The sequence below is a fragment of the Phytoamicus setariae genome, assembly GCF_016722925.1.
Taxonomy (GTDB): Bacteria; Pseudomonadota; Alphaproteobacteria; order Rhizobiales; family Rhizobiaceae; genus Rhizobium_E; species Rhizobium_E setariae.
Map to the genome: position 1 here is coordinate 413354 of NZ_JAEQNC010000004.1, position 24893 is coordinate 438246.

20 protein-coding genes and 1 pseudogene are annotated in these 24893 nt (G+C 58.4%); 13 read left to right on the forward strand and 8 right to left on the reverse strand.

Features of this window, described 5'->3' with window-relative positions; genetic code table 11:
• Positions 1 to 37 precede the first annotated feature (37 nt).
• The 5 genes from JJB09_RS09625 to JJB09_RS09645 form a co-directional block, all read right to left on the reverse strand.
• Positions 38 to 1066 (reverse strand): extracellular solute-binding protein, encoded by a 1029-nt coding sequence (locus JJB09_RS09625; RefSeq protein ID WP_246748637.1) that lies wholly within the window; start codon positions 1064 to 1066, stop codon positions 38 to 40.
• A 24-nt stretch (positions 1067 to 1090) separates the two neighbouring features.
• Positions 1091 to 1897 (reverse strand): ABC transporter permease, encoded by an 807-nt coding sequence (locus JJB09_RS09630; RefSeq protein ID WP_201656670.1) that lies wholly within the window; start codon positions 1895 to 1897, stop codon positions 1091 to 1093.
• The gene (locus tag JJB09_RS09635) at positions 1894 to 2790 is read right to left on the reverse strand and encodes an ABC transporter permease (RefSeq protein ID WP_201656673.1); all 897 of its coding nucleotides are present in this window, start codon (positions 2788 to 2790) and stop codon (positions 1894 to 1896) included. Before JJB09_RS09635 ends, JJB09_RS09630 begins: the two co-directional genes overlap by 4 nt.
• 9 nt (positions 2791 to 2799) lie before the next feature.
• Positions 2800 to 3876: an ABC transporter ATP-binding protein gene (locus JJB09_RS09640; RefSeq protein ID WP_201656676.1), complete on the reverse strand. Its 1077-nt coding sequence runs from the start codon at positions 3874 to 3876 to the stop codon at positions 2800 to 2802.
• Positions 3877 to 3958: 82 nt separating this feature from the next.
• On the reverse strand, positions 3959 to 5491 hold the full coding sequence (locus tag JJB09_RS09645) for an aldehyde dehydrogenase family protein (protein ID WP_246748654.1): 1533 nt from the start codon (positions 5489 to 5491) through the stop codon (positions 3959 to 3961).
• A 412-nt stretch (positions 5492 to 5903) separates the two neighbouring features.
• Between JJB09_RS09645 and JJB09_RS09650 the strand changes: the two genes are divergently transcribed.
• The gene (locus tag JJB09_RS09650; protein ID WP_201656681.1) at positions 5904 to 6635 is read left to right on the forward strand and encodes a TetR/AcrR family transcriptional regulator; all 732 of its coding nucleotides are present in this window, start codon (positions 5904 to 5906) and stop codon (positions 6633 to 6635) included.
• A gap of 368 nt (positions 6636 to 7003) precedes the next feature.
• On the forward strand, positions 7004 to 7909 hold the full coding sequence (locus JJB09_RS09655; protein WP_201656684.1) for a LysR family transcriptional regulator: 906 nt from the start codon (positions 7004 to 7006) through the stop codon (positions 7907 to 7909).
• A 14-nt stretch (positions 7910 to 7923) separates the two neighbouring features.
• Here JJB09_RS09655 and JJB09_RS09660 read toward each other — a convergent pair.
• A pseudogene (locus JJB09_RS09660) lies at positions 7924 to 8126 on the reverse strand (IS30 family transposase); the annotation flags it as partial.
• 102 nt (positions 8127 to 8228) lie between these two features.
• Here JJB09_RS09660 and JJB09_RS09665 point away from each other — a divergent pair.
• From JJB09_RS09665 to JJB09_RS09680, 4 genes are all read left to right on the forward strand, one after another.
• Positions 8229 to 9014 (forward strand): DUF2092 domain-containing protein, encoded by a 786-nt coding sequence (locus JJB09_RS09665; protein WP_201656686.1) that lies wholly within the window; start codon positions 8229 to 8231, stop codon positions 9012 to 9014.
• Between the two features lie 171 nt (positions 9015 to 9185).
• Complete coding sequence (locus JJB09_RS09670; protein ID WP_201656689.1) at positions 9186 to 10667, forward strand: DUF3300 domain-containing protein; 1482 nt, start codon at positions 9186 to 9188, stop codon at positions 10665 to 10667.
• A gap of 21 nt (positions 10668 to 10688) precedes the next feature.
• Complete coding sequence (locus JJB09_RS09675; protein ID WP_201656691.1) at positions 10689 to 11633, forward strand: DUF2950 family protein; 945 nt, start codon at positions 10689 to 10691, stop codon at positions 11631 to 11633.
• A gap of 197 nt (positions 11634 to 11830) precedes the next feature.
• On the forward strand, positions 11831 to 13024 hold the full coding sequence (locus JJB09_RS09680; RefSeq protein WP_201656694.1) for a hypothetical protein: 1194 nt from the start codon (positions 11831 to 11833) through the stop codon (positions 13022 to 13024).
• Between the two features lie 63 nt (positions 13025 to 13087).
• Here JJB09_RS09680 and JJB09_RS09685 read toward each other — a convergent pair whose 3' ends face one another.
• A complete protein-coding gene (locus JJB09_RS09685) occupies positions 13088 to 13894 on the reverse strand; it encodes a transporter (protein ID WP_201656697.1) in 807 nt (268 codons plus the stop codon).
• Positions 13895 to 14214: 320 nt separating this feature from the next.
• On the opposite strand from JJB09_RS09685, the gene JJB09_RS09690 reads away from it, so the two are divergent.
• Positions 14215 to 16149 (forward strand): adenylate/guanylate cyclase domain-containing protein, encoded by a 1935-nt coding sequence (locus tag JJB09_RS09690; protein ID WP_201656700.1) that lies wholly within the window; start codon positions 14215 to 14217, stop codon positions 16147 to 16149.
• Between the two features lie 19 nt (positions 16150 to 16168).
• Here JJB09_RS09690 and JJB09_RS09695 read toward each other — a convergent pair whose 3' ends face one another.
• Complete coding sequence (locus JJB09_RS09695; RefSeq protein WP_201656702.1) at positions 16169 to 16756, reverse strand: IMPACT family protein; 588 nt, start codon at positions 16754 to 16756, stop codon at positions 16169 to 16171.
• A gap of 249 nt (positions 16757 to 17005) precedes the next feature.
• On the opposite strand from JJB09_RS09695, the gene JJB09_RS27105 reads away from it, so the two are divergent.
• From JJB09_RS27105 to JJB09_RS09725, 6 genes are read left to right on the forward strand one after another with little or no spacing between them, the layout of a single operon-like run.
• The gene (locus tag JJB09_RS27105; RefSeq protein ID WP_201656864.1) at positions 17006 to 17092 is read left to right on the forward strand and encodes a potassium-transporting ATPase subunit F; all 87 of its coding nucleotides are present in this window, start codon (positions 17006 to 17008) and stop codon (positions 17090 to 17092) included.
• A 27-nt stretch (positions 17093 to 17119) separates the two neighbouring features.
• On the forward strand, positions 17120 to 18829 hold the full coding sequence (kdpA, locus tag JJB09_RS09705) for a potassium-transporting ATPase subunit KdpA (RefSeq protein ID WP_201656705.1): 1710 nt from the start codon (positions 17120 to 17122) through the stop codon (positions 18827 to 18829).
• 28 nt (positions 18830 to 18857) lie between these two features.
• Entirely contained in the window at positions 18858 to 20897 is a 2040-nt protein-coding gene (gene kdpB / locus JJB09_RS09710) for a potassium-transporting ATPase subunit KdpB (protein WP_201656708.1), read from the forward strand.
• A gap of 2 nt (positions 20898 to 20899) precedes the next feature.
• Positions 20900 to 21469: a potassium-transporting ATPase subunit KdpC gene (gene kdpC / locus JJB09_RS09715; protein WP_201656711.1), complete on the forward strand. Its 570-nt coding sequence runs from the start codon at positions 20900 to 20902 to the stop codon at positions 21467 to 21469.
• A 15-nt stretch (positions 21470 to 21484) separates the two neighbouring features.
• Positions 21485 to 24178 (forward strand): sensor histidine kinase, encoded by a 2694-nt coding sequence (locus JJB09_RS09720; RefSeq protein WP_201656714.1) that lies wholly within the window; start codon positions 21485 to 21487, stop codon positions 24176 to 24178.
• Positions 24175 to 24867: a response regulator gene (locus JJB09_RS09725; protein WP_201656717.1), complete on the forward strand. Its 693-nt coding sequence runs from the start codon at positions 24175 to 24177 to the stop codon at positions 24865 to 24867. The genes JJB09_RS09720 and JJB09_RS09725 overlap by 4 nt, the downstream gene beginning before the upstream one ends.
• Positions 24868 to 24893: the final 26 nt, after the last annotated feature.

Genomic DNA, 24893 nt, shown 5'->3' on the forward strand with positions numbered 1-24893 from the left:
GGGAGGGGCGCACCTTAGCGGTGCGCCGTTTTGGTACTTACTGCTGAAGTTCTGTCCAGATCGCGCTGTAGAGGCGCATGATCTCGGGAGAGCATCCCTCTTCAACAAAGCCGGCGGACTTCACATCGTCGGGGATGGTAAGTTCAGGTGCGGAAACCATATCCTTGTCCATGAAAGCTTCAGATCCAACGATACCGTTGGAATAGCGGGTAAAATTCGAGTTCAGCGCAGCGTTTTCCGGCTTCATGATGAAGTTCATGAAGAGCTTCGCATTTTCGACGTTCTGGGCATCGGCGAGAATGGCGAGATTGTCCATCCAGATCTTGAATCCGGATTTCGGAAGCGCAAACTTGACCTTGGGATTCGCCTGCCGGACACGCATGGAAGCGCCGTTGTAGAACAGAGCCGCGTCGTAATCGCCATTCGCGAAGCTCTCGATGGAGCCGTATTCCATGGACCGCCAATGCGGCTTGGCCGCCACCAGCGCATCACGCACTTTCTTGAGAATGGCGGGATCCGACGTACATTGCTGGCCTCCCATCGCGACGGCGACCATCGGCAACAATGTTCCCATATCCGGAACAACGTTGATCCTTCCGTCGAGTTCCTTCGGCGGATTGAGGATAATGTCCAGGGTGCCGATGTCGCCGTTATAGACGCCGGTGTTTACCGCAAGCCCGTTCGTACCCCAGTGCCACGGGACTGTGTAGTGCCGGCCCTTGTCGAAGTCGACGTCAACCCAGCGGGGGTCGACATTCCTGAAGTTTTCCATGCTGTTGGGCTCGGACTTCATCAGCAGCCCTTCGGCAATGTAGGCCTGCACGAAGCCGCCGGAAGGCACGACGACGTCAAATCCATGCCCGCCGGCCTTGATCTTGGCCAATGCGCCTTCATTGCTGTCGTAGTCGGTCATCGTGACCTTGACGTCAAACTGCTTTTCGAATTTCTCGATCAGCTTGGGATTGGTGTAGTTGCCCCAGTTGTAGATATTGAGCACGCCTTCGGCATGAACCGGAGTGAAACAGGTTGCCGTCATCACGAGGGCCGACATCAGTGCTAGTCTCATTTTCGTATCTCCTCTGTTGGTCGTTTATTCTTCTGTGGGTTTTCGGCTCAGGAAAAAAACCGCCAGAACCATGAGCACGGAGAGCGCAAGCAGCGCCGTGGCGATGGCGTTGATTTCGGGCGTGATGATCCGGCGGATCTGCCCGAGCATGTAGGTGGGCAGCGTGTCCTGCCCAGCCGACTTGAGGAATTCTGTTATGATCACGTCATCAAGGGAGATGACGAACGCCAGCATCGCACCGGACAGAACGCCCGGATAAAGGAGCGGCAGCGTTACGTGGAAAAACACTTTCGCAGGCGGAGCGTAAAGATCTGCGGCGGCCTGTTCGAGCGACAGATCCATACCCTGAAGACGCGCACGGATCGGAAGATAGGCGAACGGAATGCAAAAGGCGGTGTGCGCGAGGATCAGGTAACCCATGCCGGTATATCCCGTCGCCTGCTTGATCATGGCAAAGAACACCAGCAACGCCACGGCAGTGACGATCTCGGGAACCATCAAGGGTTGGTTGATCATGGCGGACATGAGGTTTTGGCCCCGCCAGGGAGTACCCCGCGTCGTCGCAAGCGCTGCAAGCACCGCGACAGTGGTCGAGATGACCGATGCAATGGCCGCCAGTTGCAGCGAGCGGAATGTAGCATCCTGAACGCGAACATTCGCCCAGGCCGTCGCATACCATTTCCAGGAAAACCCGGCCCAGATCGAAAGCGACTCGCTTGCATTGAACGAATAGACGCCGAGCACCAGAATGGGCAGGTAAAGCAAGATAAAACCGGTGATCGCAATTGTCGTAAAAGCGCCTTGCCGTTTGACGTCAAACGTTCTGCTCATTTGCTGTCTCCGACATTGTTTGACGAGCGCGCGTGCAAGAAGAGGGCGATAGCGACCACCACGACCAGGGTTATGGAAAGTGCTGCGCCGAGCGGCCAGTTCCGCACCTGGCCAAACTGCATCTCGATGAGATTGCCGAGCATCAGCTGCTTGCCGCCGCCGAGTACGCGGGGCGTCACGTAGGCCCCGAGACTGGGCACGAAAACGAGGATGATACCTGCGACGATCCCCGGTTTCACAATAGGAAGGATCACCTTGGTGAGAACCTTTGAACGCGGCGCGTAGAGGTCGTAGGCGGCTTCGGCGATCCTGAAATCGAACCGTTCCATGGCCGAATAGATCGGCAGGACCATCAGCGGCAGATAGACATAAACCATGCCGACCAACACCGCGAAGTCGGTGTAGAGCATCTGCAACGGCTTATCGACCAGACCGAGGCCGAGCAGGATCGAATTGACGGTGCCTTCGTTTCGAAACAGTTGCATGATCGCGAAGGTTCGAATGAGCAGGTTGGTCCAGAACGGGATCATCACCAGCAGCATCCAGACATCGCGGGTCCTTCGCGGACGCGTAGCGATGAAATAGGCGATCGGGAAGCCGACGATCAGGGTCAGGATCGTCGTGACGATCGACAACGAGATGGAACGCCAGAAGATCATGAGATTGTCGGTGGCAAACCCGATTTCGCTGGTGAACATGTCGCGCTTGGCGACGACACGAACCCAGCCATCCGTCGAAAACTTCCAGACCACGCCTCCGTAGTCGCCGGGTGTCAAAAACGAGTAGATCACCACGATGCCGAGTGGCAGGATTGCGGCGATAAGCAAGATGAATGTCGCGGGCGCGAGCAGCAAGGTACGTGTCCGCACGATATTCGTGGAAGAATTGCTCATTGGATCGCCTCAGTCTTTCAGGAGAAATCCGGCGACATCGGGCACGGCGATGCCAACGCGCCCGTCGACAACCATGCCGGTGGCAAGCTCAGGTCGCGCATTCTGCTGCCGGACGATGAAGAGCGCCTCGGTGTCGAGTACGACGTGGAAATGGGTATCTGTGCCTGAATAGACGACCTGCCGCAGTTCACCTTGAAACACGCCGACTTCAGGAGCGCAGAGGGTTGCCTGTTCCGGCCGAACAACCAGTGTCGCCGCCCCTGAAGAGGCCGACATGTCAGCTCCCCTTGTCCGCACAATGGCCCCGGACGGAAGGCGCACCTGGATATCCTCCCCCACGGACCCGACAATCTCGACCTTGAGGAAATTGGTTTCCCCGATGAAATCAGCCACGAACCGTTCGGTCGGGCGATTGTAGATCTCTTTCGGCGGGCCGATCTGGCGCACTGTTCCGTGACTCATCACCGCGACCCGGTCGGACATCGTCAATGCCTCTTCCTGATCGTGGGTAACGAAGATGAATGTGATGCCGGTGTCCGCCTGCAGCCGCTTGAGTTCGAGTTGCATTTCCTTGCGCAGCTTGAGGTCCAGCGCCGAAAGAGGTTCGTCGAGCAGCAGAAGCTTGGGATGCGGCGCAAGCGCCCTGGCCAATGCCACACGTTGCTGTTGGCCTCCCGACAGCTGGCTGACCTGCCGGTCGGCAAGATCAGATAGTCGCACCAGATCGAGCATCCTGGCGACGGTTGCGTCGATTTCCGTTTTCGGCTTTCCAAGCATTGTCAGCCCGAAGCCGATATTCTTGGCGACGTTCATATGCGGAAAGAGGGCGTAGGACTGGAACACCGTGTTTACGGAGCGCCGGTGCGGCGGCAACGCGACAAGGCTTTCGCCATTGAGGCGGATGTCACCGTTCGTGGGGCTCTCAAAGCCTGCAATGGTCCTCAGGAGCGTGGTCTTGCCGCAACCCGACGGTCCGAGCAGCGTGAAGAATTCATTCTGCCTGATATCGATCGAAACCGAATCCAGGGCGCGGTAGCCGGTGGATTTCGGCCCGTAAATCTTGCTGATTTTTTCAACTTCAATCATCGAAGGAGGTATCCGGAAAAGGTCACAATGAGCGCGACGTCGTTCACTTGCGGCGCGGTGAAGGGAGAGATATCCGCGGACCTCATCCCCATGCGAGCGGCTCATCGAGCGGCGAATGGCGGATCATGATGTGCCGGCTCACCGTGTATTCGGCGATAACCTCCGCGCTCATGTCCTTGCCGAAGCCACTGCCCTTGACGCCGCCGTGCGGCATCTCGGAGGTTATAGGCAGGTGGGAGTTGATCCACGTGACCCCGACATCCAGCTGGTGCGCGGTGCGAAGCGCGCGGCCCCCATCCATGCTCCAGACAGACGAAGCGAGGCCAAAGCGCGAATTATTCGCGAGGCGAATTGCCTCGTCATCGCCGCCATCATAGGGGACCACGACGAGCACCGGACCGAAGATCTCGTCCTGAACGATCTCGCTGTCCTGGGCAGCGCCGGTCACCAGTGTCGGCGGATAGAAGTAACGCTGCCCGTCCGGAATTCGTCCGCCGCCTGCGAGACGCGCGCCGGCAGCAACCGCCCGCTCGACGAAGCCATGCACTCGATCGCGATGCGACGGAGAAATCAACGGACCGACTGTTGTCGCTGGGTCGAGGGGATCACCCACGACAAGCTTGTCCATTTCCGCGAGCGCAGCATCGACAAAGGCGTCGTGCAGATGGCGCGGCACATAGGCCCGGGTGGCGCTCGTGCAATCCTGACCGGTATTGTAGTTGGCCCCGAAAACAATCGCACTCGCGGCAGCGGCCAGATCTGCATCGTCGAGAAGCAAGGCGGGCGCCTTGCCGCCGAGCTCGAGATGCACCCGCTTCATGCTCTGGGCAGCCTGCTCCATCACCAGACGACCGGTTGTGCTGGAGCCGGTCACGCTCACCATGTCGACCGAACCATGTGAAGCAAGCATGCGGCCGGTATCGGCACCGCCTGTGACAACGTTGAACACGCCTGCGGGCAGACCAGCCTCGATGGCAAGCTCCGCCAGTCGCAGCGTCGTGCTTGGTGTCTGTGGCGCCGCCTTGACGACGACTGCGTTGCCGCCGGCAATTGCCGGAACCGCTTTCCAGATGCCCATGATCAGTGGAAAATTCCACGGCGCAATGCCGGCGACCACTCCCACTGGCCGGCGCGTCAATACCGACGTGAACCCCTTGGCGAAAACACCGGCGCCGGTTCCGTCAAGCGCCCGAAGAGCGCCGGCAAAATAGCGGATATTATCGGCAGCGGTGACGATTTCCCCGAAACGCATGAAGCTCACGGGCTTGCCGGTCTCCGCCACCTCCAACGCCGTCAATTCATCGGCATGCTCCTCCACGAGATCAGCAAGCTTGAGCAGGATCCGCGCTCGCTGTTTGGGTTCCGTGGCGGCCCATGCGGGTTGCGCCATTCGACAATCGAGAATGGCATTGGCCGCATCATCGGGCGTGGAAGGGATTATCCGCCGCGCAACCTCGCCCGTTGCCGGATTGAAGAGGTCGACAGGATCCGCGTTGGAGGCATGAAGGCGCCCATGAATGAACGTGCCGCAATTGATCGCCATGTGGGTGTTACAGCTTTCCGAAATGTGAGTGTAGGGGTTCACGAGAGCGGCGACTGATCCTCGCCACTGCATCACTGCTGGTACTCGAGGCGCTTTCTTTTGCGCCGGAAACGATGAGACGGGCGTTACTGCCGGAGATGCGGATCGCTCAGGCTTGCGGCACTGATTTCGGCCAGAAAGCGGCAAAGCGCACGCGGCGCCAAAGGACTGGAGTGTCCAGGGCCGACAATTGCAACTTGATAGTGATCAGGTGACATCTCTTAGAACTCCCAGCTGTTGACCGTCGGCCGGCGATTCGGCCCGCATTTTCCTGCGCATCCCTGCTCGCGGCTTCTTAGTGCTCGTTGGCACCTTGGTTCCGTCCTCGGTGGTTATAAATACACACCGAAACATAGCTGTCAACAATGTTGACATCTATGTTGATTGACAGGCAATGTGAGCGCGCTAAACGGTAATCTGTAAATGTTAGGAACAGGATCTCAACATGGCGAACACTCGGTCTCGCGCAACGTCCAACGAGACAGAAACCGTTTCCCTCAGTGAGGAAACCATCGTCGAGTGCGCCCTCGGCCTTGCGCAGGACCTCGGGCTGCGGGGGCTGACGGTGCGGCGCATCGGCCAGGAGCTTGGCGCCGATCCCACGGCGTTCTATCGTTATTTTCGGGATAAGGACGAGCTTTTGCTCGCATGCATGGATCGAGTAATCGACCGGGCCTTCGATCGTTTCTTGAGCCAATCCAAGGGGCTAAGTGCGCCGCGTGATTGGCGTGAGATGATGCGCATCAGTGCACATGCCGTTTGGACAACGTCTCGCGAATATCCCGCCATAACGGCGGCGTGCTTTTCACGCGTGACGGGTCGGGCTGCTGAACTGAGATGGGTGGAGTTCTACATCAACATCCTCTCGGGGCTTGGGCTCCGGCCAGATGATGTCATACTCTGCTATCGCACCCTGGTTGACGCAGTTCTGTCTTTCTCCGCCCTTCGGGTGACGGTCGAAACCCTGCCGGAACCGGCAGCTAAAAAGAATGTGTCTGCCTGGTCCGCGGTCTATGGCGCAGTCGATCCCGCAAAATACCCGATGATCTCCAGTCATTCCAAAGAGCTGCAATCCGTCAAGCCAGAAGCCATCTTCGAAGTCGTGATCGATTCAATCCTCGATAGAATTGAAACGATATCCAGGCCCGTGGCAAACTTGTCGGCTGAACCCAGATAGGGGTGAGGATGAACCGAACCGCGGCAAGCAGTGCTGAGTGATGAGGAAGCGCGCGTCAGTATCACTAAATACCGTAGCCAGTATTGTCGGCGTCGCTGGCAAAGACATAAGCTATCGCCAGCCCTGCGTATGAGGAGGTTTGCGCAGCGAAGGACCCGAAGCGAGGAGGCGTGCACGTAACGCGCCCATCAAAATGCCTGACGTGGTTGGTTCACCAGGGGACTTGTGGTGCCTCACCGATCCACAAGTCGGTGGCGTATGCTATCCGTAGAAGGTTTGTCCGCCAGGCAAAAAAACAGTAATAGGTTCATCTTTCTGGCGTGAAATTCGGTGTGGATTCTTCGAGAAAACTCCAGGCTGGGAGATAAATGGAAAGTCCTCAAATAAAAGATCTCGTATATTTGTTGACCTTGTCAGAAGAACTGCACTTTGGTCGTGCAGCAGAACGACTGGGTATTGCTCAACCACCTTTGAGCCGGCGTATACAGCAGATCGAGGAGGATTTAGGGGTTCAACTTTTCAATCGTGGTCGCAGCAGCATAACGCTCACCCAAGCGGGCGAAGCCTATAGCCAGCGAGTAGCAGCGATCTTGCAGGATATTGACGATGCCCGGCTTGAAGCCCGCCGCATCGGTCAGGGTGCAGAAGGCCGATTGCGTATCGGATTTGTGGGGTCGGCGACTTACGGGGTCTTGCCGACGATTCTAAAATCCTTTCGATGTGATTTTCCACAGATCAGCCTCAGCTTGACCCCTATGAACAATGCAGGGCTGCGGAGAGCGTTGATCCGGCGCGAGATCGACATTGCTATAGCACGTCCGCATATAAAGGATGCCGAGATCATTTCCCGTCCGTTGATGGAAGAGAGATTAATTCTTGCAGTTCCGGACATTCATCCACTGGCAGAAAGACGAGAAGCTCGGCTCGACGAAGTGACAAACTGTCCCATCATACTTTACCCTGAAGCGCCTCGTCCAAGCTTTGCCGACACAGTCATTGATATCTTTCAATACCGCGGCCTAGATCTGAGTGACCGCGTATTCGCCATGGATTTTCAGACTGCGATTTCGCTCGTTTCGGTTGGGGAGGGAGTTTCGATAGTCCCGGCGTCAGTGGGAGAAGCCGAGCGCAAGACTATACGTTACATTGGTATCGACGATGAGCGGGCAACGACAAGAATTTCTCTCAACTTCCGCATCGATGCGCAAAGCATACATATCCGAAGATTTGTCGATCTTGCCTTGGGCGCAGTACGGACATCAATTAATAAGTGATATGCTAGGCGGATTCAAACGGTCGTCGCCACACCGGCGTCATACCGTCTCGCGAGAAGCTGGCCGAGGACTTCGGCAGGTGTTATCCAGCCGAGCGTTTTGTGCAGTCTCGTGTTGATCGCATGGGCTACCCGTTGGCCGTGTAACGGCTAAGATCAGTTCCCTTTGGAAAGTACTGTAGCAGCAAGTCGTTGGCATTTTCATTCGCGCCTCGCTGCCGAATTTACGCGCAATGTTACCGTTACGTACTTGTTTTTTCGGGCGCAAAAGCGGGATGCATCGGGTGGCGAAATCCGATGATCAATCATGGGGAAGTTTTATGGCATCTTTTCTCAGCGACCATGCATTTCGAAAAGTCCTGCTCTCGGCCGTGGCAACGCTCGGACTATCTGCGCCAGCCCATGCCGACGATGCCAAGGCGTTGCTGAAAGCAATGTCTGACTATATGGCGGCGCAAAAGTCCATTTCGTTCGACTACCAGTCCACTGTCGAGACGGTGACGCCGGACTTCGAGAAGATTCAGTTCGTCAGTTCCGGCACCACGACCATCGAGCGTCCGGACAAGGCGCGCGTGACGCGGAGGGGCGGCATAGCCGACCTCGACATGAGCTTTGACGGCAAGGTCCTCACCATTCACGGAAAGAACCTCGATGCCTATGCAAAGATCGACGCAAAGGGCACGCTCGACGATCTCTTCGACAAACTCACAGAGGCGGACGTCGGGGCGCCCGGTTCGGATCTTTTCAGTGCCGATGCCTACGGCATACTCACGCAGGAAGTGACCGAGGCCAAGCACATCTCAAGCGCCGTGGTCGATGGCGTCGATTGCGAATACCTGACCTTTCGTACCCCCGAAGTCGATTGGCAGGTCTGGGTCCAGAGTGGCTCCAAACCAATCCCGTGTCGCTATGTCGTCACTATGAAGCATGTTGCGCAAGCGCCGCAATACACGCTCCAGATCACCAATTTCAAGGAAGGCGCCGAAGCCGCGAAGGCGAGTTTCAACATCGAAATCCCGAAGGACGCCAAAGAGGTTGAACTCAACCAGATAGAGAATTTCAATGAACTCCCCGGGCCCGCCAAGGACGGCGCGAATCCGCAATGAGAACCAGGAGGTGACACGCACTGATTTTAGGCTCAACATATCTCTGGCTGAGACCTCCGGCAGTGGCGTCGGAGACCAGGACGCAATCGACCATGGCTCGGATCCGTTTTTCGGGTTCTTGATCTCGCGGCATCGGAAGATGTCAAGCTACATTGATGAAGGGATGTTGAAATGTCTCGAACGCCAATAGCTTATCTATCGCTGAAATCCCTGACGGCACTTGGCCTCTCCCTGCTGCTTGGGGTACCGATACCCACCAGTGGCTGGTCGCAGGCCGATAACCAGCAGATTGCCGCCGCCGAAGCGGACAACGATGCCCAGACTGCCGACACGCCTGCCGCACCGTCTCCGATGAGCGAAGACGAATTGGAAGTGCTGGTGGCCCGTATCGCGCTCTATCCGGACGATCTCGTGGCGCTGGTCACCTCCGCCTCGCTCTTTCCGGTGCAGATCATCGACGCCGAGCGCTATCTCGAAAGATCCGCCAAGGACAAGTCGTTGAAGCCGAAGGACAGCTGGGATGCGAGCGTGATCTCGCTTCTGAACTACCCACAGATCGTCAAGATGATGAGCGAGGATCTCGACTGGACGCAGCAGCTTGGCGATGCGATTGCCAATCAGCAGGCGGATGTGCTGGATGCCATCCAGCAACTCCGCGATGAAGCCCAGGCGAAGGGCATCATCAAGTCCGACGACAAGATCAAGGTTGTCCATGAGGCGGACAACATCATCATCCAGTCAGCCAGCACCGAAAAGATCTACGTTCCGAAATACGAGCCGCAGATGCTCTATGAACCCAGCTATGCGCCCGAGCCAATCAGCTACTATTCCGACCCCTACCCCTACTACTACTATCCCAATGCACCATACTTCGCCGCTGCGGTCACCGGCGTCGCATGGGCCGCGGCGGTCAACTGGGCCGGCAACGGCATCTGGGGCGGCGCCTGGAACGGCAACGACGTGGATATCGACTGCAACAAGTGCTTCAACAACATCAACGGCAAGGTCAACTGGAACAATGTTGACTGGCGCAACGTCGACCGCAGCAAGGTCGGCTTCAATTCCAAAAACTTCAACCGCAACGAATTCAACAATCGGATAGAAAACAACAGCCGCAACAATATCGGCAACAAGGCGCAGAACGTCCGCAATTCCGGCAACCGCAATGCCGGCAATCGCGTGTCGGTCGACGATGTGCGCAAAGCGAAGAATTCCGGCAACCGGGAACGGGCCGACAATCGCAAGGGCAACAACAACCGGGTGAACGCCAACGATAACAGGCGCGATCAGGCTAACGCCGGCAACCGGTCCGACAGGGGCAAGGCCAATGCCAACCGCTCAAACAAGGGCAAGGCAAGCGCCAATCGCGCCAACAAGGGCAAGGCAAACGCCAACATCAACAGGTCGAAAAACAAAAGCGCGAACCGTCAGAACGTAAACCGCTCCAAGAACTCTCGCCCGGGTCAATATTCGGACCGCCGCGGCAAGTCGCCATCGGCTTTTGGCGAGGTGCGCAACGGCCGCGCGACGCGGGCAACATCAAATCGTGGACGCCAATCCATGGGCGGTCGCAGCATGAGTCGCGGACACGGCGGCGGCGGCCCTCGTCACATGGGCGGCGGCGGACGCGGTGGACGCGGTGGACGTCGTTAGGTAGAGAGAGGAAAAACGACCATGTTCAAGTTCATGAAATCCCTCCTCGTTTCCACCGTGCTCGCCAGCATGGGGTTTATGGGCAGCATATCCCTGGCAGCGGAGGCAGGCTCACCACTCGACGATCTCGCCTCCGAGAAAGCCCCGACCGAATTTGCGACTGCTGATGAAGTCGTTGCAAATTTCAAGTCAGCGGTGACCGCGGGCGATGCCGACAAGCTTGCAGAACTTCTCGGCCTCGACGCGGCCAAGGCCAAGGCGACGGAAAACGCCAAGGAGACATTCGAACTCATCCAGTTGGGCGTGAAGAACCACGTGGAGCTGCGCGATGAAGATGACGCGAAAATCGTCGTCATCGGTGACCGAATGTGGCCGTTCCCGTTCCCGATATCCAAGAAGGATGACGGCAAGTGGTCCTTCGACACCTATGCCGGACTTGAGGAAATCGTGGCGCGGCGCGTCGGCGAAAACGAGCTTTTCGCGATCGACACCTTGGGCGAATATGTGGATGCGCAGATGGCGTATGCCGCGGAAGATCGCGATGGCGACAGGGTACTCGAATATGCCCAGAAGCTCATGTCTACCAAGGGCATGAAGGATGGCCTGTTTTGGGAGACGGAAAAGGGCGATGCCGATGAGGAAAGTCCCGGCGGTGCAGCGCTTTCCGCAGCAGACTATGCCAAGGCCAAGCGCGGTGAGGGTTACTTTGGCTATCGCTACCGCGTCCTGACCTCCCAGGGCGAGAACATAGCCGGCGGCAAGTTCGACTATATCATCAACGGCAACATGATTGCCGGTTTCGCGGCCGTGGCATGGCCGGTGAAATACGGTGAGACAGGGGTTCACACTTTTGTCGTCAACAAGGAAGGCATCGTCTACCAGGCCGATCTTGGTGAGAATACCGACAAGCTCGCGCGTGACATCAGGACTTTCAATCCGGGCGACAAGTGGGAAATTGCCGACTGATCGTCGGACTGTTTTGCTGAATGTCAGCCTTAAGGCGCGGCAAGGAAACGATCACATGCGGCACGACGTTATGCCGCATGTGCTTTGTCAAATCGCCCGGCAGACCCACCAACGCATTCGAACATCGGTATGTGCTTCGTCGCTGCATGCGCATTATTTACTCAGATCCCACGGAGATTTCATTATTGGGAGACCAGATGACGGAAGCGCAGCCGGCTGAGAAACAAAATATTCCGGAGTTTCTCGCTTTTCGGGGCGGGCCATTCTACGAGCTACAGCGCCGGCTGAAAATGCTGCGCGAGAATTCACTGGATGCCGGCAGACGAGCCGTCATTTACACAGCACTGGCCTGGGCGGTCCCGCTGCTGCTGGCGCTGGCGGCGGGCCTGTCGCTTGATGGCTCGGGATATTCCTATTTCTCGGATCCGGCAGCATGGGCGAGATTTCTCATCGCAATCGGCGCTTTTGTGCTTTCTGAACAGCAAGTCGAAAAGGCGCTGCGAGCGAAGCTAAGCCATTTCCAGACTTCGCGACTGATCGCGGACACGTCGCTCCAAAAGGCGACCGAAGCCGTCAATCACGCCCTGAAACAAAGGAATTCCTTTGGCGCGGAACTGATCTGCGCTTTGATCGCCGCAATCGCGGCCATCGCTGTCTATACAAACCTGCATGCGGCGCCGGTCTCCTCCTGGGCCGTGTCGATCACTACGGAGGGCCACAGGATAACCCCTGCCGGCTGGTGGTCGATCCTCGTCAGCATGCCTCTCTTCGTGTTTCTGTTCGTGCGGGGCTTATGGCGACATCTCGTCTGGTCCCAGCTTCTGCGTCGGATCGCAAAGCTTGAGCTTCGACTCGTTGCGACCCATCCCGATGGAAAGGCAGGCCTCGCCTTTCTTGCCCACTACCCGAATGCCTATGCGTTCTTTGTTTTCGGCATCAGTTGCGCACTCGCCGCCGGGCTTGCCAAGCACCTCCTGAACGAACAGTTGTCGGTGACGACATTGACTGTCGTCATGGGTGGCTGGCTGGCGATCGTGCTGGCGGTTTTCGCTTATCCGCTAGCGGCTTTCACGGCGCCCCTCTTTATGCTGAAGGAGAAATCCCTGCTTTTGCTGTCTGCCAAGGCCACCGAGTACAATCGGCTTGCCGAGCGCACAGCACTGGGTCGAAACATCTTTGCCAACAGCGATGCGGAAGCTGGGGACAGCGCTGATATCGACGATCCAACCAAGCTATACGGAGTGACCGGCAAGCAGTCCACAATCCTGCTGACCCGCGCTGCAGTGATCCCTGTTGGCCTTGCCTCACTCGCGCCGTTCGCCGCCGCTGCCGCAACACAGCTTCCGTACAAGGAGATCTTTTCGGTGCTGAAAAAGCTACTGTTGCTTTGAGGAGCCTTAGACGACGGAGCGTGCTTTAGTTCGCGCACACGCTCGCCGGCTTCGCCGCGTCCATCATTTCGGAAACAGGAACGTCACGACCGCTCTCACACCAAAGCCATTCGGGCCACCATCCGGGCTCGCGGCCCAGTAGCGCACGCCTGCGCCAAGGCTGATCGGCTGCTTGTCAACCATCACAAGCTTCGACACGTTGAAATTGATCGGAACAGACCATTCGTGAGCTTTCCAGTTGTAGGTGGATTCCGTATTCAGGGCGAAAGTCCATGCATCATGCGTCGTGTAGGACAAGAAGGGCTGCAGGAATGTCGAGCTTACATCTGCCCGATCACTCGGCCCGGCAAATGACCAGATATGGTTTGCAAGCGCGCCGTAGGTCCACGGGCCCTCCTGCTTCAGGACGACGGCAGTCGGTCCCGCTCCCCATTTTCCGCCGCCCAGAAGTTCATCCGTCGCGGTCGGCAGCAGGAAAGCGGGCCCTACCCCCCAGATGATACCGCTGGCAGTCGGTTTGGAGGGAGAAAAGAAGAAACTCTGCAGCGTATCCCCCAGACCGAACTGTGATCCCGACGGACCGGCGATGTCATACTGCCAAGTGACTGGAACGATCGTGCGGGAAATCACATTCCAGTCTTCGTTCAACGAGAACGGGATGACAGGTTGAATGTTGAGCGTTGCCTTTTCCCCGTTGTTCGGACCGTAGCTGTTGTCGTAGTTGAACTGGAAAGGCACGCTGATAAGCGACGCAATCGGATTGGAGAGCTTCTTTGCCAGATCGGCGGAGTTTTCCTGCGCCACCGCAGAAAACGTCGAACATAGAAATGCAGGTATGAAGATCAGGTGCTTGAGTGAGATAAACGACATCGATACCCCCGCTGTTCCATCACACCGGCACAACCTTTTATTAGCCCAGCATGATAACTTCAATTTCTACGATCCACACGAAAAACGTCAAGCCAAAAAACCTGCGTCAACACGCTGTTCCGCACCGGCTACAAGCTCCACGCAAGCGACGAAATGAGGTCATCTACGCCAGCGGCAATGGTCGACAAACCCACATCGGCAACGGCAAAATCACCCTGGCGCGATCACCGGCTCAAATTGCCTCGTCATGTGGTGTTGGCATGCACTATGTTTTGTGACAACCATCAGTGCAACTCAAAGATGGGCTTCAAAGGAATGCCATGGCCAACAGCGGCGGGGATACGGATCGTGTAACTCGACGTGGCTCGCTGAGATTGTTCCTCAGCCTCGTCATGGTCGCGTTGCTGACGGCTATGTCGACAACACTTGTGGGCATTGCCTATTTTCGTTCACGCGATTCAGCACTCGTGCGCGTCGAAGAGAATATGCGGAGCTTTTCTGATCGCCTCGCTGCGCGGTTGGAAGTGCTCTCGGGCAATACTGCCGCGCTGGTCGGAATGGTCGCCTCCGTGCCGAATTCGTTCCTTTCCAAGGCGACCGAACGAATGAGCGACAAGGTCACAGTACTGCGTGAGGTGATAGAACATTCAAGAGATATCGAAAGCGCCTATGCCGGCTATCCGGACGGTTCTTTCTTCCACGTCGTGAACCTTGCAAGCTCGGCATGGCGCAAGGCGCTTGGCAGCCCCAGCGATGCCAAACTTGCGGTCAGGCTCTTCGTCCCCACGGGCAGCGGAGGCTCCACGGTTCATACCGTTTTCTTCGATACGGACGGCAAACGGCTGCCGGAGGAAAAGGTAGCATCCTCAAGCTATGATCCCCGCGCCCGCCCTTGGTACATTAAGGCAGTCGACCGCAGCCAGCCTGTTGCAACCGGCCCCTATGAAATGGCCACCACCGGGGCATTCGGCATGACGATCTCGCAGGCGCATGAGGGCAACCGGAAAATCGTCATCGGCGCAGATGTCGTGCTACAAAGATTGCTGGACTTCTTTACACAGGCGAAGATGACGCCTGGTACCACAGCTTTCCTGGTCAATGCAGATTCGAAGCTGGTCATCCATTCTGATCAGACAATCAACGCTCGCATACTGGCCGCCAGAACCGAAAGGGATTTCGACCAATCTATACTCTCCGACCCGCTTTTGCGGAAGCTCAAGGCCGAACCTCCGGTGGCAGACAAAACCAGTTTCGTCGACGTCGAGGGCCGCACTTTTGTCGTGATGGTAACGCCGATCAAGTCGAAGGTCCTGTTTTCGGGTGACAGGCTCGTCATCGCGGCGCCGCTGGATGAATTGATGGTATCCGCCAGAGAGGGCTTTCTGCAGGGCCTTGCAATCGCAGCGCTCGTTGTGGCCCTGGCGATCCTCTGCGCACTTGTCGTGGCCCACCTGATCACCAAGTCGCTTTATCAATTGACCGAGAGCGCCAACCGTTTTCACAACTTCGACTTCAAGACACCGATCGACGTGTCAAGCCGCGTGCACGAGATCAGCACGCTCAGCAACGCGATGAACAAGGCACGTGATGCGATACTGACGTTCACGCTTTATGTTCCGAAGGAGTTTGTCCGCAAGGGGATTGAATCCGGACATTTCGCCGGCCGTTCCGCCCGTCGCCAGGAAGTGACGGCCATGTTTACTGACATCTACGACTTCACCTCGATCAGCGAGCAACATTCGCCGGAGCACGTCGTGGCCATGCTGTCGGAATATTTTGACATTCTCAACGAGAGCGTCGAGGCTCATGGCGGCACGATCATCCAGTTTCTGGGAGACTCCATCTTCGCCATGTGGAATGCTCCGGTCGCCGATCCCCGTCATGCCGAAAACGCCTGCCGCGGCGCGATCGAGATGAATCGACGGCTGAAAATTTTCAACGACAGGCAACGAAGCCGAAACCTTCCGGAGTTCCGCACTCGCTGTGGAATCCACACGGGCATGGCGGTGGTTGGCAGTGTCGGAGCAACCGACCGCCTCCAATATACCGCCATGGGAGACACGATCAACGTCGCCTCGCGGCTCGAGGGGATAAACAAGACCTATGGCACGTCAATCCTGGCAAGTGCCGCTGTCGTTGCTGAATGCGAAGACAAGTCCCTGTTCAAACCCCTGGGCCAAGCCGTGGCGAAGGGGCGTACCGGCGCGCTGGATATCTTCGAAGTCATCGACGTCGACACTGCAAAACACGCCTGATCCATCGTCTCGCGTTCACTCAGTCCGCAAGCTTCATATGCGAACGCCCGCTGGTAAGATCGACGATCCGCCGGACGATCTCGTCAGCTTCGACTTCAGGCATCACGACAACAAGTTCCGCGCCATCGGCAAGATAAGTTTCTCCGACGATCCGGACGCCCGGTGACGCCGCAAGCCTTGCTTTCACAAGGGCCAGATCGGAAAAGCCGCAAGCGACCCTGCCCTCGGTTTCCGAGACATAGACAACCTTTTCAGCCGCCCTCAGACATGCGGCAGCCGTGCCGCCATAAGCGCGCATCAACCCGCCGCTACCGAGCAAAATACCGCCGAACCAGCGCGTCACGACCACCACGGCATGATCGAGTGATTGGCCGTCGATCGCCTGCAGGATGGGTTTGCCGGCCGTGCCGCTCGGCTCGCCATCATCGTTGAAACGATAGTTTTGCCCGATGCGCCAGGCCCAGCAATTGTGGTTAGCGGCTGGATCAGAATGCGCTGTTATGAACGCCTTGGCGCTCTCCTCATCGCTGATCGCACCGGCAACCGCCCTGAACCGGCTCTTCTTGATTTCCTGATCTGATGTCTCGGTGCCTGCCAGCCTGAACATGAACCTCTGCCTCTCAACCTTGGAATACCGGATCGCACCAGCCGCCGCCAGCCGCATCCTTATGTTTTCCTTATGCGATCGGCACACCTTCACAATCGAGATCTGATGCCGATGAGGTTCATGGTGCAAGCCTGATCAATCCCTGGAGCCTGAAATGCCTGACCTGATTTTCCTTGCCATTGGCCTCGCCGCCTTTGGCATTTTTGCCGTTTACACCAGCCTGATCGGGCGCATCTGAGGAGACGACCCATGCTCGAAGTCTTTATCGGCCTCTCCGTGGCGCTGGCGCTCGGTATCTACCTCGTCGTCACACTTATTCTTCCCGAGCGCTTCTAGCGCTCGCTGTTCATTCGGAGAACCATCATGTCTCTTGTCGGATGGCTGCAAATCGGCCTCCTCTTTCTGATCGTTTTCGTGCTCATCAAGCCGCTGGGCCTGTATATGGCAAGCGTCTTTGCCGGTGAGAAAACCTGGGCATCCCCCGTGCTAAAGCCAGTCGAACGACTCTTTTACGCAACTGCCGGTGTCAAAGCCGACAGCGAACAGGGCTGGATCGCCTACACGTTCGGCATGCTCGCCTTCAACATGTTCGGCTTCGTGGCTCTCTATGGCTTGTTCAGATTGCAGGGCTATCTGCCTTTCAATCCACAGGGCTTCGGCGCCGTGGCGCCTGATCTCGCCTTCAACACCGCCGTCAGCTTCGTGGCCAACACCAACTGGCAATCCTATGGTGGCGAGACCACCATGAGCCATTTCAGCCAGATGGCCGGGCTCACTGTTCAGAACTTCCTGTCCGCAGCCACCGGCTTTGCAGTCGCCATCGCGGTCACCCGTGCGTTCGTGCGCTCCAACGCATCAACCGTTGGCAACTTCTGGGTCGATATGACCCGCGCCACCCTGTATGTCCTGCTGCCGCTCTCCATCCTCGTCGCGCTCACATTCGTGGCCATGGGTCTGCCGCAGACGCTTGATGGTTCCGTGGTCGCCACCACCCTCGAAGGTACAAAGCAGACGATTTCGCTCGGTCCGGTCGCGTCGCAGGAAGCCATCAAGCAGCTCGGCACCAATGGCGGCGGTTTCTTCAATGCCAATGCCGCTCACCCGTTCGAAAACCCGAATGCGTTTTCGAATTACCTCAACATCTTGTCGATGGTCACGCTTTCGGCGGCTCTGGCCTACGCGTTTGGCCAGATGGTCGGCGATCGTCGCCAGGGCTGGGCGTTCGTCGCAACCATAGCGGTGCTGCTGATCAGCGGTGTAGCGGCTATCTACTGGGCGGAAAGTGCTGGCAATCCAATCCACACCTCGCTTGGCCTCGATGGTTCGCTCGGCAACATGGAAGGCAAGGAAATTCGCTTCGGCCAGGCGATGACCGCGGCCTATGCGGCCGTCACCACTGGTGTTTCGGATGGTGCCGTCAACGCCATGCACGGATCCTTTACGGGTCTTGGCGGCCTGGTGCCGATGTTCCTGATGCAGCTCGGCGAAGTTTTGCCGGGTGGTGTAGGCTCGGGTCTCTACGGAATGATTGTGTTTGCCATTCTGACCGTGTTCGTCGCGGGTCTTATGGTTGGCCGCACACCGGAATTCCTCGGCAAGAAGATCGAAGGCCGCGAGATGAAGTATGCGATGCTCGCAGTCCTCATCCTGCCGCTTTCCATCCTTGGCTTTTCCGCTGTCTCGGCAGTCATGCCCTCTGCACTCGCCTCGATCGGCACCGCCGGCCCGCATGGCCTGTCGGAAATCCTCTATGCCTATACGTCCGCGACCGCCAACAACGGTTCGGCCTTTGGCGGGTTGTCGGCCAATACCCCCTGGTACAACACCACCCTCGGCATAGCGATGCTGCTCGGCCGGTTCGCCTACATGGTGCCGGTGCTGGCGATTGCGGGATCGCTTGCCGCCAAGACGCGGATCTCCGCCTCCAAGGGCACGTTCCCGACCAACACGCCACTGTTCGTCGGCCTGCTGATCGCCATCATCCTCATCCTCGGAGGGCTGCAGTACTTCCCCTCCCTCGCTCTTGGTCCGATCGTCGAGCATCTGCTGATGCTTTCCGGACAGACCTTCTGAAGACGCCATTCTGAAAAGGCTTTTCACCATGAGTAGAAAAACAACGACGCACCTCATGGATCGTGCCATCATCGTGCCGGCTTTTCGCCAGGCCTTCTTGAAGCTCGATCCACGTGCGCTCTATAAAAACCCGGTCATCTTCGTCACCGAAGCGATCGCCGCGCTGGTCACGCTGTTCTTCATACGCGACCTCGTTGCCACACCGGCCGACGCATTATTCTCGGGCCAGATCGCAGCATGGCTGTGGTTCACCGTACTGTTTGCCACCTTCGCCGAAGCCGTTGCCGAAGGACGAGGCAAGGCGCAGGCCGAAAGCCTGAAGCGCGCCAAGACCGATCTGATGGCCTATCGCCTGCCCAGGAATGGCGAAGGGCTGGAGGAACTCGTTCCCGCAGCCAGCCTCAAGGTCGGCGATATCGTATTGGTCGAAGCCGGTCAGCTTATCCCCGGCGACGGCGAAGTCATCGACGGCGTAGCATCGGTCAATGAAAGCGCGATCACCGGCGAATCCGCCCCGGTGATCCGCGAGGCCGGTGGCGACCGCTCGGCTGTGACCGGCGGCACGCAGGTGCTGTCGGATTCCATCAAGGTCAAGATCACCGTGCCGCCGGGCGGAACGTTCCTCGATCGCATGATCGCGCTCATCGAAGGCGCCGAGCGCCAGCGCACCCCCAATGAAATCGCCCTGTCGATCCTGCTGTCCGGCCTGACTCTGGTCTTCCTGATCGCCGTCGTCACCCTTGGCGGTCTGGCATTCTATTCGGGTACGATCCTCTCGATCACCGTCCTTTCGGCACTGCTGGTCACGCTGATACCCACCACGATCGGCGGCCTGCTTTCGGCCATCGGCATCGCCGGCATGGATCGCTTGGTGCGTTTCAACGTCATCGCCATCTCCGGCCGTGCGGTCGAAGCAGCCGGCGACGTCGACACACTTCTGCTGGACAAGACCGGCACCGTCACCTTCGGCAATCGCATGGCGACTGACTTCATTCCGCTGGCGGGCGTCAGCGCCCAGGAATTGGCCGAAGCCGCCATGCTCTCCAGCCAGGCCGACGAAACCCCGGAAGGTCGTTCGATCGTCGCATTGGCGAAGGGCGATTTCGCCGTAACAGAACCGCAACATAAGGTCGATGCAGTGATCCCGTTTGCCGCCGAAACCCGCATCTCGGGCGTCGATATCTGCGGCAAGAGCTATCGCAAGGGTGCCGTCGATGCGATCCTGCGCTTTGCAAGGCTTGACGATGCTTCAGCACCGCAGGGCTTCCGTCAGAGCGTCGAAAAGATCGCCCGGACCGGCGGCACGCCGCTGGCAGTGGCGGAAGGCTCGCGGCTTCTCGGTGTCATTCACCTGAAAGACGTCGTGAAGCCTGGTATCAAGGAGCGCTTCGCGGAACTCCGCGCAATGGGCATCCGCACCGTCATGGTCACCGGCGACAACCCAGTGACGGCCGCAGCGATTGCCTCCGAAGCCGGCGTCGACGATTTCCTCGCCGAGGCCACTCCTGAGGACAAGCTCACCTATATCAGAAACGAGCAGAAGGGCGGCAAGCTGATCGCCATGTGCGGCGACGGCACCAACGACGCACCCGCACTGGCCCAGGCCGATGTCGGCGTGGCGATGCAGACCGGCACCCAGGCGGCACGCGAAGCCGCCAACATGGTTGACCTCGATTCGAGCCCAACCAAGCTGATCGAGATCGTCGAAATCGGCAAGCAGCTGCTGATGACCCGTGGCTCGCTCACCACCTTCTCGATCGCCAACGACGTCGCGAAATACTTCGCCATCATCCCGGCGCTGTTCATCGCCACCTATCCGGCGCTCGGAGCCCTCAACATCATGGATCTGGGCTCGCCGCGCTCTGCCATCCTGTCGGCGGTGATCTTCAACGCATTGATCATCGTTGCGCTGATCCCGCTGGCGCTCAAGGGCGTCAAGTATCGTCCGGTGGGCGCGGCGGCACTGCTGCGGCGCAATCTCACCGTCTACGGCCTCGGCGGCCTGGTCCTGCCCTTCGCAGGCATCAAGATCGTCGATGTCATCGTCAACACGCTTCATCTGGTGTGATCATGACCAATATCTATCGTCCTGCCTTTACGTTTGTCGTGCTGTTCACCCTTCTGCTCGGTATCGCCTATCCTCTATCGATCACCGGCATCTCGCTGGCGCTGATGCCTGCTAACGCCAGAGGCAGCCTGATCGTGAGCAACGACAAGATCATCGGCTCGAGCCTGATCGGCCAAGCCTTCACCTCCGAACGGTACTTCTGGCCACGTCCTTCGGCCACCGGCGAGTTCCCGTACAATGCGGCGGCTTCATCCGGCACCAACCTCGGCACGACCTCGCAAAAGCTCAAGGACATGGTCAAGGTAGAAATCGACCGCCTGCATTCCGCAGGCATCATCGGCGCTCTGCCTGTTGATGCGGTCACGTCGTCGGGTTCCGGCCTCGATCCGCACATCTCGCCGGACTATGCCCGTGACCAGGTCGCCCGCGTCGCCAAGGCACGAAACCTGGACGTAGCAAAGGTCGGAGCACTGGTCGAAAGCCATATCGAGGGCCGCAGTTTCGGCTTCATCGGCGAACCGCGTGTCAATGTTCTGAGGCTCAACATGGCGCTCGATTCTCTTCAACCTTAAGACTAGAAAGAGCGCATGGCTGATAGAGATCGCGATTCAATCGTACGCCCTGATCCCGACGCCCTGCTGGCACTTGCCGGCAGGGAAAGTCGCGGCAAGCTGACGATATTCCTGGGGGCCGCCCCAGGTGTTGGCAAGACTTATGCAATGCTCGCGCGCGCTCGTGGCCTGAAGGCCTCGGGCGCCGACATCGTTATCGGCTATGTCGAAACGCATGGGCGCAGCGAGACGGCCGAACTGCTGAGCGGACTGGAAATCCTGCCGCGCCGGCAGATAGACTATCGCGGCCGGGTGATCGAGGAATTCGATCTGGATGCAGCGCTGGCTCGTAAGCCGAAAACTATCGTGGTCGATGAACTCGCCCATACGAACGCCGAGGACTGCCGGCATCCCAAACGGCATCAGGATATCGAGGAACTGCTGGAAGCCGGCATCAACGTCTGGACCGCGCTGAACATCCAGCATCTCGACAGCCTGTCCGACGTCGTCTCCCGTATCGCTGGCATCACCGTTCGCGAGATTGTCCCCGACAGCGTCGTCAACAATGCCGATGAAGTCATTCTTATTGACCTGCCGACCGCCGAACTGATCGAACGCCTGCACCAGGGCAAGGTCTACCTGCCTGACAATGCCCGCCGTGCGACCGAGAAATTCTTCCGTGTCGGCAATCTTACTGCGCTGCGTGAAATGGCGCTGCGCCGCACCGCCGATCGTGTCGACGACCAGATGGTCGACTATCTCCGGCAAAATGCCATCGAAGGCCCTTGGCAGTCAGCGGAGCGACTACTCGTCTGCATCGCCGCCGATGGTCTGGCCGAGAAAGTCATCCGGACGGCGAGCCGGCTCGCGCTCAGCCTAAACGCGCCGTGGATTGTGCTGCATGTGGAGCGCCCGGACCGGGCGACGCAAGGCGAGACGGTCCGTAGCCTCGACGAAGCGTTCCGGCTTGCCGAACGGCTGGGTGCTGAAACACGCCGGTTGCGTGGCAATGATTTCGTTGTCGAAATCCTCAAGCTGGCACGCAAGGAACATGTCACCCAGATCGTCATTGGCAGACCCCATAATCGCGGCCTGACCGCACTGTTCCGTCAATCGCTCGCCGATGCGCTGATCAACAAGGCGGACGGTATTGGAATCCATCTTATCACGGATAGCGCCGCAAAGTCGACCGGCGGCAAGTTTGCCATCAATTGGCGCTGGAAGGCGCTCGCGGCCGACCTCGCCCCGGCGGTGGTCACAGTAGCCGCAGCCACCTTTATCGGCATGGCCATCAAGATGGTTATTCCGCTGCCGAATGTGTCGCTGATCTATCTACTGGCCGTGGTGGTTTCGGCCATCCGTGGCGGATACCGAACCGCATTCTTCGCAGCGCTGCTATCTGCGCTTGTCTACAATTTCAGCTTCATCGACCCGATTGGCACATTGTCGATTGCCGGCCCGCACGAAGTTTTCGCCTTCGTGATCTTCGTCATTACAGCCATCGTCGCAGGTGGAATCGCGTCGCGCATCCGCGATCAGGCTGCGATCGCCACCGAGCGGGCAAGAGTGACGGAAGCGCTTTATGACCTGTCGAGCAAGCTTTCGGGAACCGCGCGCGCCGATGATGTGGTCTGGGCGGCAGTTTCGCAGTTGAATGGCTTCCTGAGGCGGCCGATCGTGCTGCTTCTGCCCAGGGAAAGCGAACTTGAAATCTCTGCCACGTGGCCGCCGGATTCCGCTCTGGAGGTGATCGACACGGCGGCGGCGCGCTGGACATTCGAAAAGAACGAAGCCGCCGGTGCCGGCACCGGTACGCTGCCGTCGAGCGCCTTCCAGTTCAGGCCACTCATGAGCCCGCAAGGCGTGATCGGCGTATGCGGATTCCGCTACGACAAGCTACCGCTTGACAGCGGCGAGGAACGTGTCTTCGGCGCCACCATCCATCAGGCCGCAATAGCCATCGACCGGGCGCGGCTTTCGAAGGAGGCGATGGAACAGACTGCCCGGCTTGCCAGCGAACGCTTCAGGTCGGCCCTGCTCTCCTCGATCTCCCACGATCTCAGGACGCCACTGGCTACGATCACCGGTTCGGTGACCAGCCTTCGCCAGTTCGGCGACAGGATGACACCGGAAAGCCGCGACGATCTGCTCATCTCCATAGAGGAGGAGAGCGGGAGGCTGGCCCGTTTCGTCGCCAATCTTCTCGACATGACGCGGATCGAGGCGGGAACCGTCAACCCGAAACACGACTGGGTCGATCTCAGCGACGTTATCCGCGATACGACCGAACGCGCCCGCAAATATTTCCCCGGAAGCGAGATCGAGACCAGCATTGCAGCGGATATGCCGCTGGTTCACGGCGACAGCGTGTTGCTCGGACAAGTTCTGTTCAACCTCATCGACAACGCGGTCAAATATGCCGGCGACGAGCCGATCTCCATCTATTCCCGGCGCGATGGAGACTGCGCCATTGTCTCGGTGACCGATCAAGGCAAAGGCATCCCGGAGAAGGACCTGGAAAAGGTCTTCGAGAAATTCTTTCGCCGCGGTGGAAAGACCGATGGCGGAAAATCGGGTACAGGTCTCGGACTGGCAATCGCCCGGGGCTTTGTCGAAGCGATGGGCGGCACGATCAAGGCGGAGAGCCCGGCGGTGCGCAAACGTGGCACCCGCTTCACACTGCGCTTTCCCGTGCCGGAGCAGCCCAGGCTTGAGGACATGAACACATGAGCGGACATCGCGTACTGATCGTCGACGACGAGCCACAGATCCTGCGCTTTCTGCGCCCCGCCCTCGACGCCGCAGGCTACGACGTGATCGAGGCCGAAACCGGTGCCGCCGCGATCCGCGATGTCGCGACGAAAGCGCCTGACATCGTCATTCTCGACCTCGGTCTGCCTGACATGGACGGCAAGGAAGTCGTCACACGGCTGCGCGCCTGGACGCAGATCCCGATCATCATCCTGTCTGCCCGCGACCGCGAAAGCGAGAAGATTGCCGCGCTCGATATTGGCGCCGATGACTATATTGAAAAACCGTTCGGTATCGGCGAGCTGACCGCCCGCATTCGCACCGCGCTGCGCCATAAGATCCGGAGCGACGCCGGCACGGACAAGATCCAGTCCGACGGGCTCGTTGTGGATATGCTCAATCGCCGGGTCGACCGCGACGGCACGACAATCAGGCTGACGCCCAAGGAATACGACCTTCTTGCCCTTTTAGCCCGGCATGTCGGCAAGGTGGTAACCCACAAGATCCTGCTGACATCCGTCTGGGGACCGGCCCACGCCGACGACATGCAATATCTTCGGGTGTTCATCGGACAGTTGCGCGCCAAGGTCGAGCGCGATCCTTCCGACCCGAAGATCATCGCCACCGAGCCCGGCGTCGGCTATCGTTTCATCGAGGTGGAACAATAGGGAAGCGCTCCGGATTTGACCATTGA

What these genes read in the sequence shown, in the direction of transcription:
- JJB09_RS09685 (WP_201656697.1), bottom strand. Translation starts at nt 13,894, where the DNA reads ATGTCGTTTATCTCACTCAAGCACCTGATCTTCATACCTGCATTTCTA.
- JJB09_RS09725 (WP_201656717.1), top strand. Translation starts at nt 24,175, where the DNA reads ATGAGCGGACATCGCGTACTGATCGTCGACGACGAGCCACAGATCCTG.
- JJB09_RS09695 (WP_201656702.1), bottom strand. Translation starts at nt 16,756, where the DNA reads ATGTTCAGGCTGGCAGGCACCGAGACATCAGATCAGGAAATCAAGAAG.
- JJB09_RS09655 (WP_201656684.1), top strand. Translation starts at nt 7,004, where the DNA reads ATGGAAAGTCCTCAAATAAAAGATCTCGTATATTTGTTGACCTTGTCA.
- JJB09_RS09635 (WP_201656673.1), bottom strand. Translation starts at nt 2,790, where the DNA reads ATGAGCAATTCTTCCACGAATATCGTGCGGACACGTACCTTGCTGCTC.
- JJB09_RS09670 (WP_201656689.1), top strand. Translation starts at nt 9,186, where the DNA reads ATGTCTCGAACGCCAATAGCTTATCTATCGCTGAAATCCCTGACGGCA.
- kdpA (WP_201656705.1), top strand. Translation starts at nt 17,120, where the DNA reads ATGTCTCTTGTCGGATGGCTGCAAATCGGCCTCCTCTTTCTGATCGTT.
- JJB09_RS09690 (WP_201656700.1), top strand. Translation starts at nt 14,215, where the DNA reads ATGGCCAACAGCGGCGGGGATACGGATCGTGTAACTCGACGTGGCTCG.
- JJB09_RS09650 (WP_201656681.1), top strand. Translation starts at nt 5,904, where the DNA reads ATGGCGAACACTCGGTCTCGCGCAACGTCCAACGAGACAGAAACCGTT.
- kdpC (WP_201656711.1), top strand. Translation starts at nt 20,900, where the DNA reads ATGACCAATATCTATCGTCCTGCCTTTACGTTTGTCGTGCTGTTCACC.
- JJB09_RS09645 (WP_246748654.1), bottom strand. Translation starts at nt 5,491, where the DNA reads ATGCAGTGGCGAGGATCAGTCGCCGCTCTCGTGAACCCCTACACTCAC.
- kdpB (WP_201656708.1), top strand. Translation starts at nt 18,858, where the DNA reads ATGAGTAGAAAAACAACGACGCACCTCATGGATCGTGCCATCATCGTG.
- JJB09_RS09665 (WP_201656686.1), top strand. Translation starts at nt 8,229, where the DNA reads ATGGCATCTTTTCTCAGCGACCATGCATTTCGAAAAGTCCTGCTCTCG.
- JJB09_RS09625 (WP_246748637.1), bottom strand. Translation starts at nt 1,066, where the DNA reads ATGAGACTAGCACTGATGTCGGCCCTCGTGATGACGGCAACCTGTTTC.
- JJB09_RS27105 (WP_201656864.1), top strand. Translation starts at nt 17,006, where the DNA reads ATGCTCGAAGTCTTTATCGGCCTCTCCGTGGCGCTGGCGCTCGGTATC.
- JJB09_RS09630 (WP_201656670.1), bottom strand. Translation starts at nt 1,897, where the DNA reads ATGAGCAGAACGTTTGACGTCAAACGGCAAGGCGCTTTTACGACAATT.
- JJB09_RS09720 (WP_201656714.1), top strand. Translation starts at nt 21,485, where the DNA reads ATGGCTGATAGAGATCGCGATTCAATCGTACGCCCTGATCCCGACGCC.
- JJB09_RS09680 (WP_201656694.1), top strand. Translation starts at nt 11,831, where the DNA reads ATGACGGAAGCGCAGCCGGCTGAGAAACAAAATATTCCGGAGTTTCTC.
- JJB09_RS09640 (WP_201656676.1), bottom strand. Translation starts at nt 3,876, where the DNA reads ATGATTGAAGTTGAAAAAATCAGCAAGATTTACGGGCCGAAATCCACC.
- JJB09_RS09675 (WP_201656691.1), top strand. Translation starts at nt 10,689, where the DNA reads ATGTTCAAGTTCATGAAATCCCTCCTCGTTTCCACCGTGCTCGCCAGC.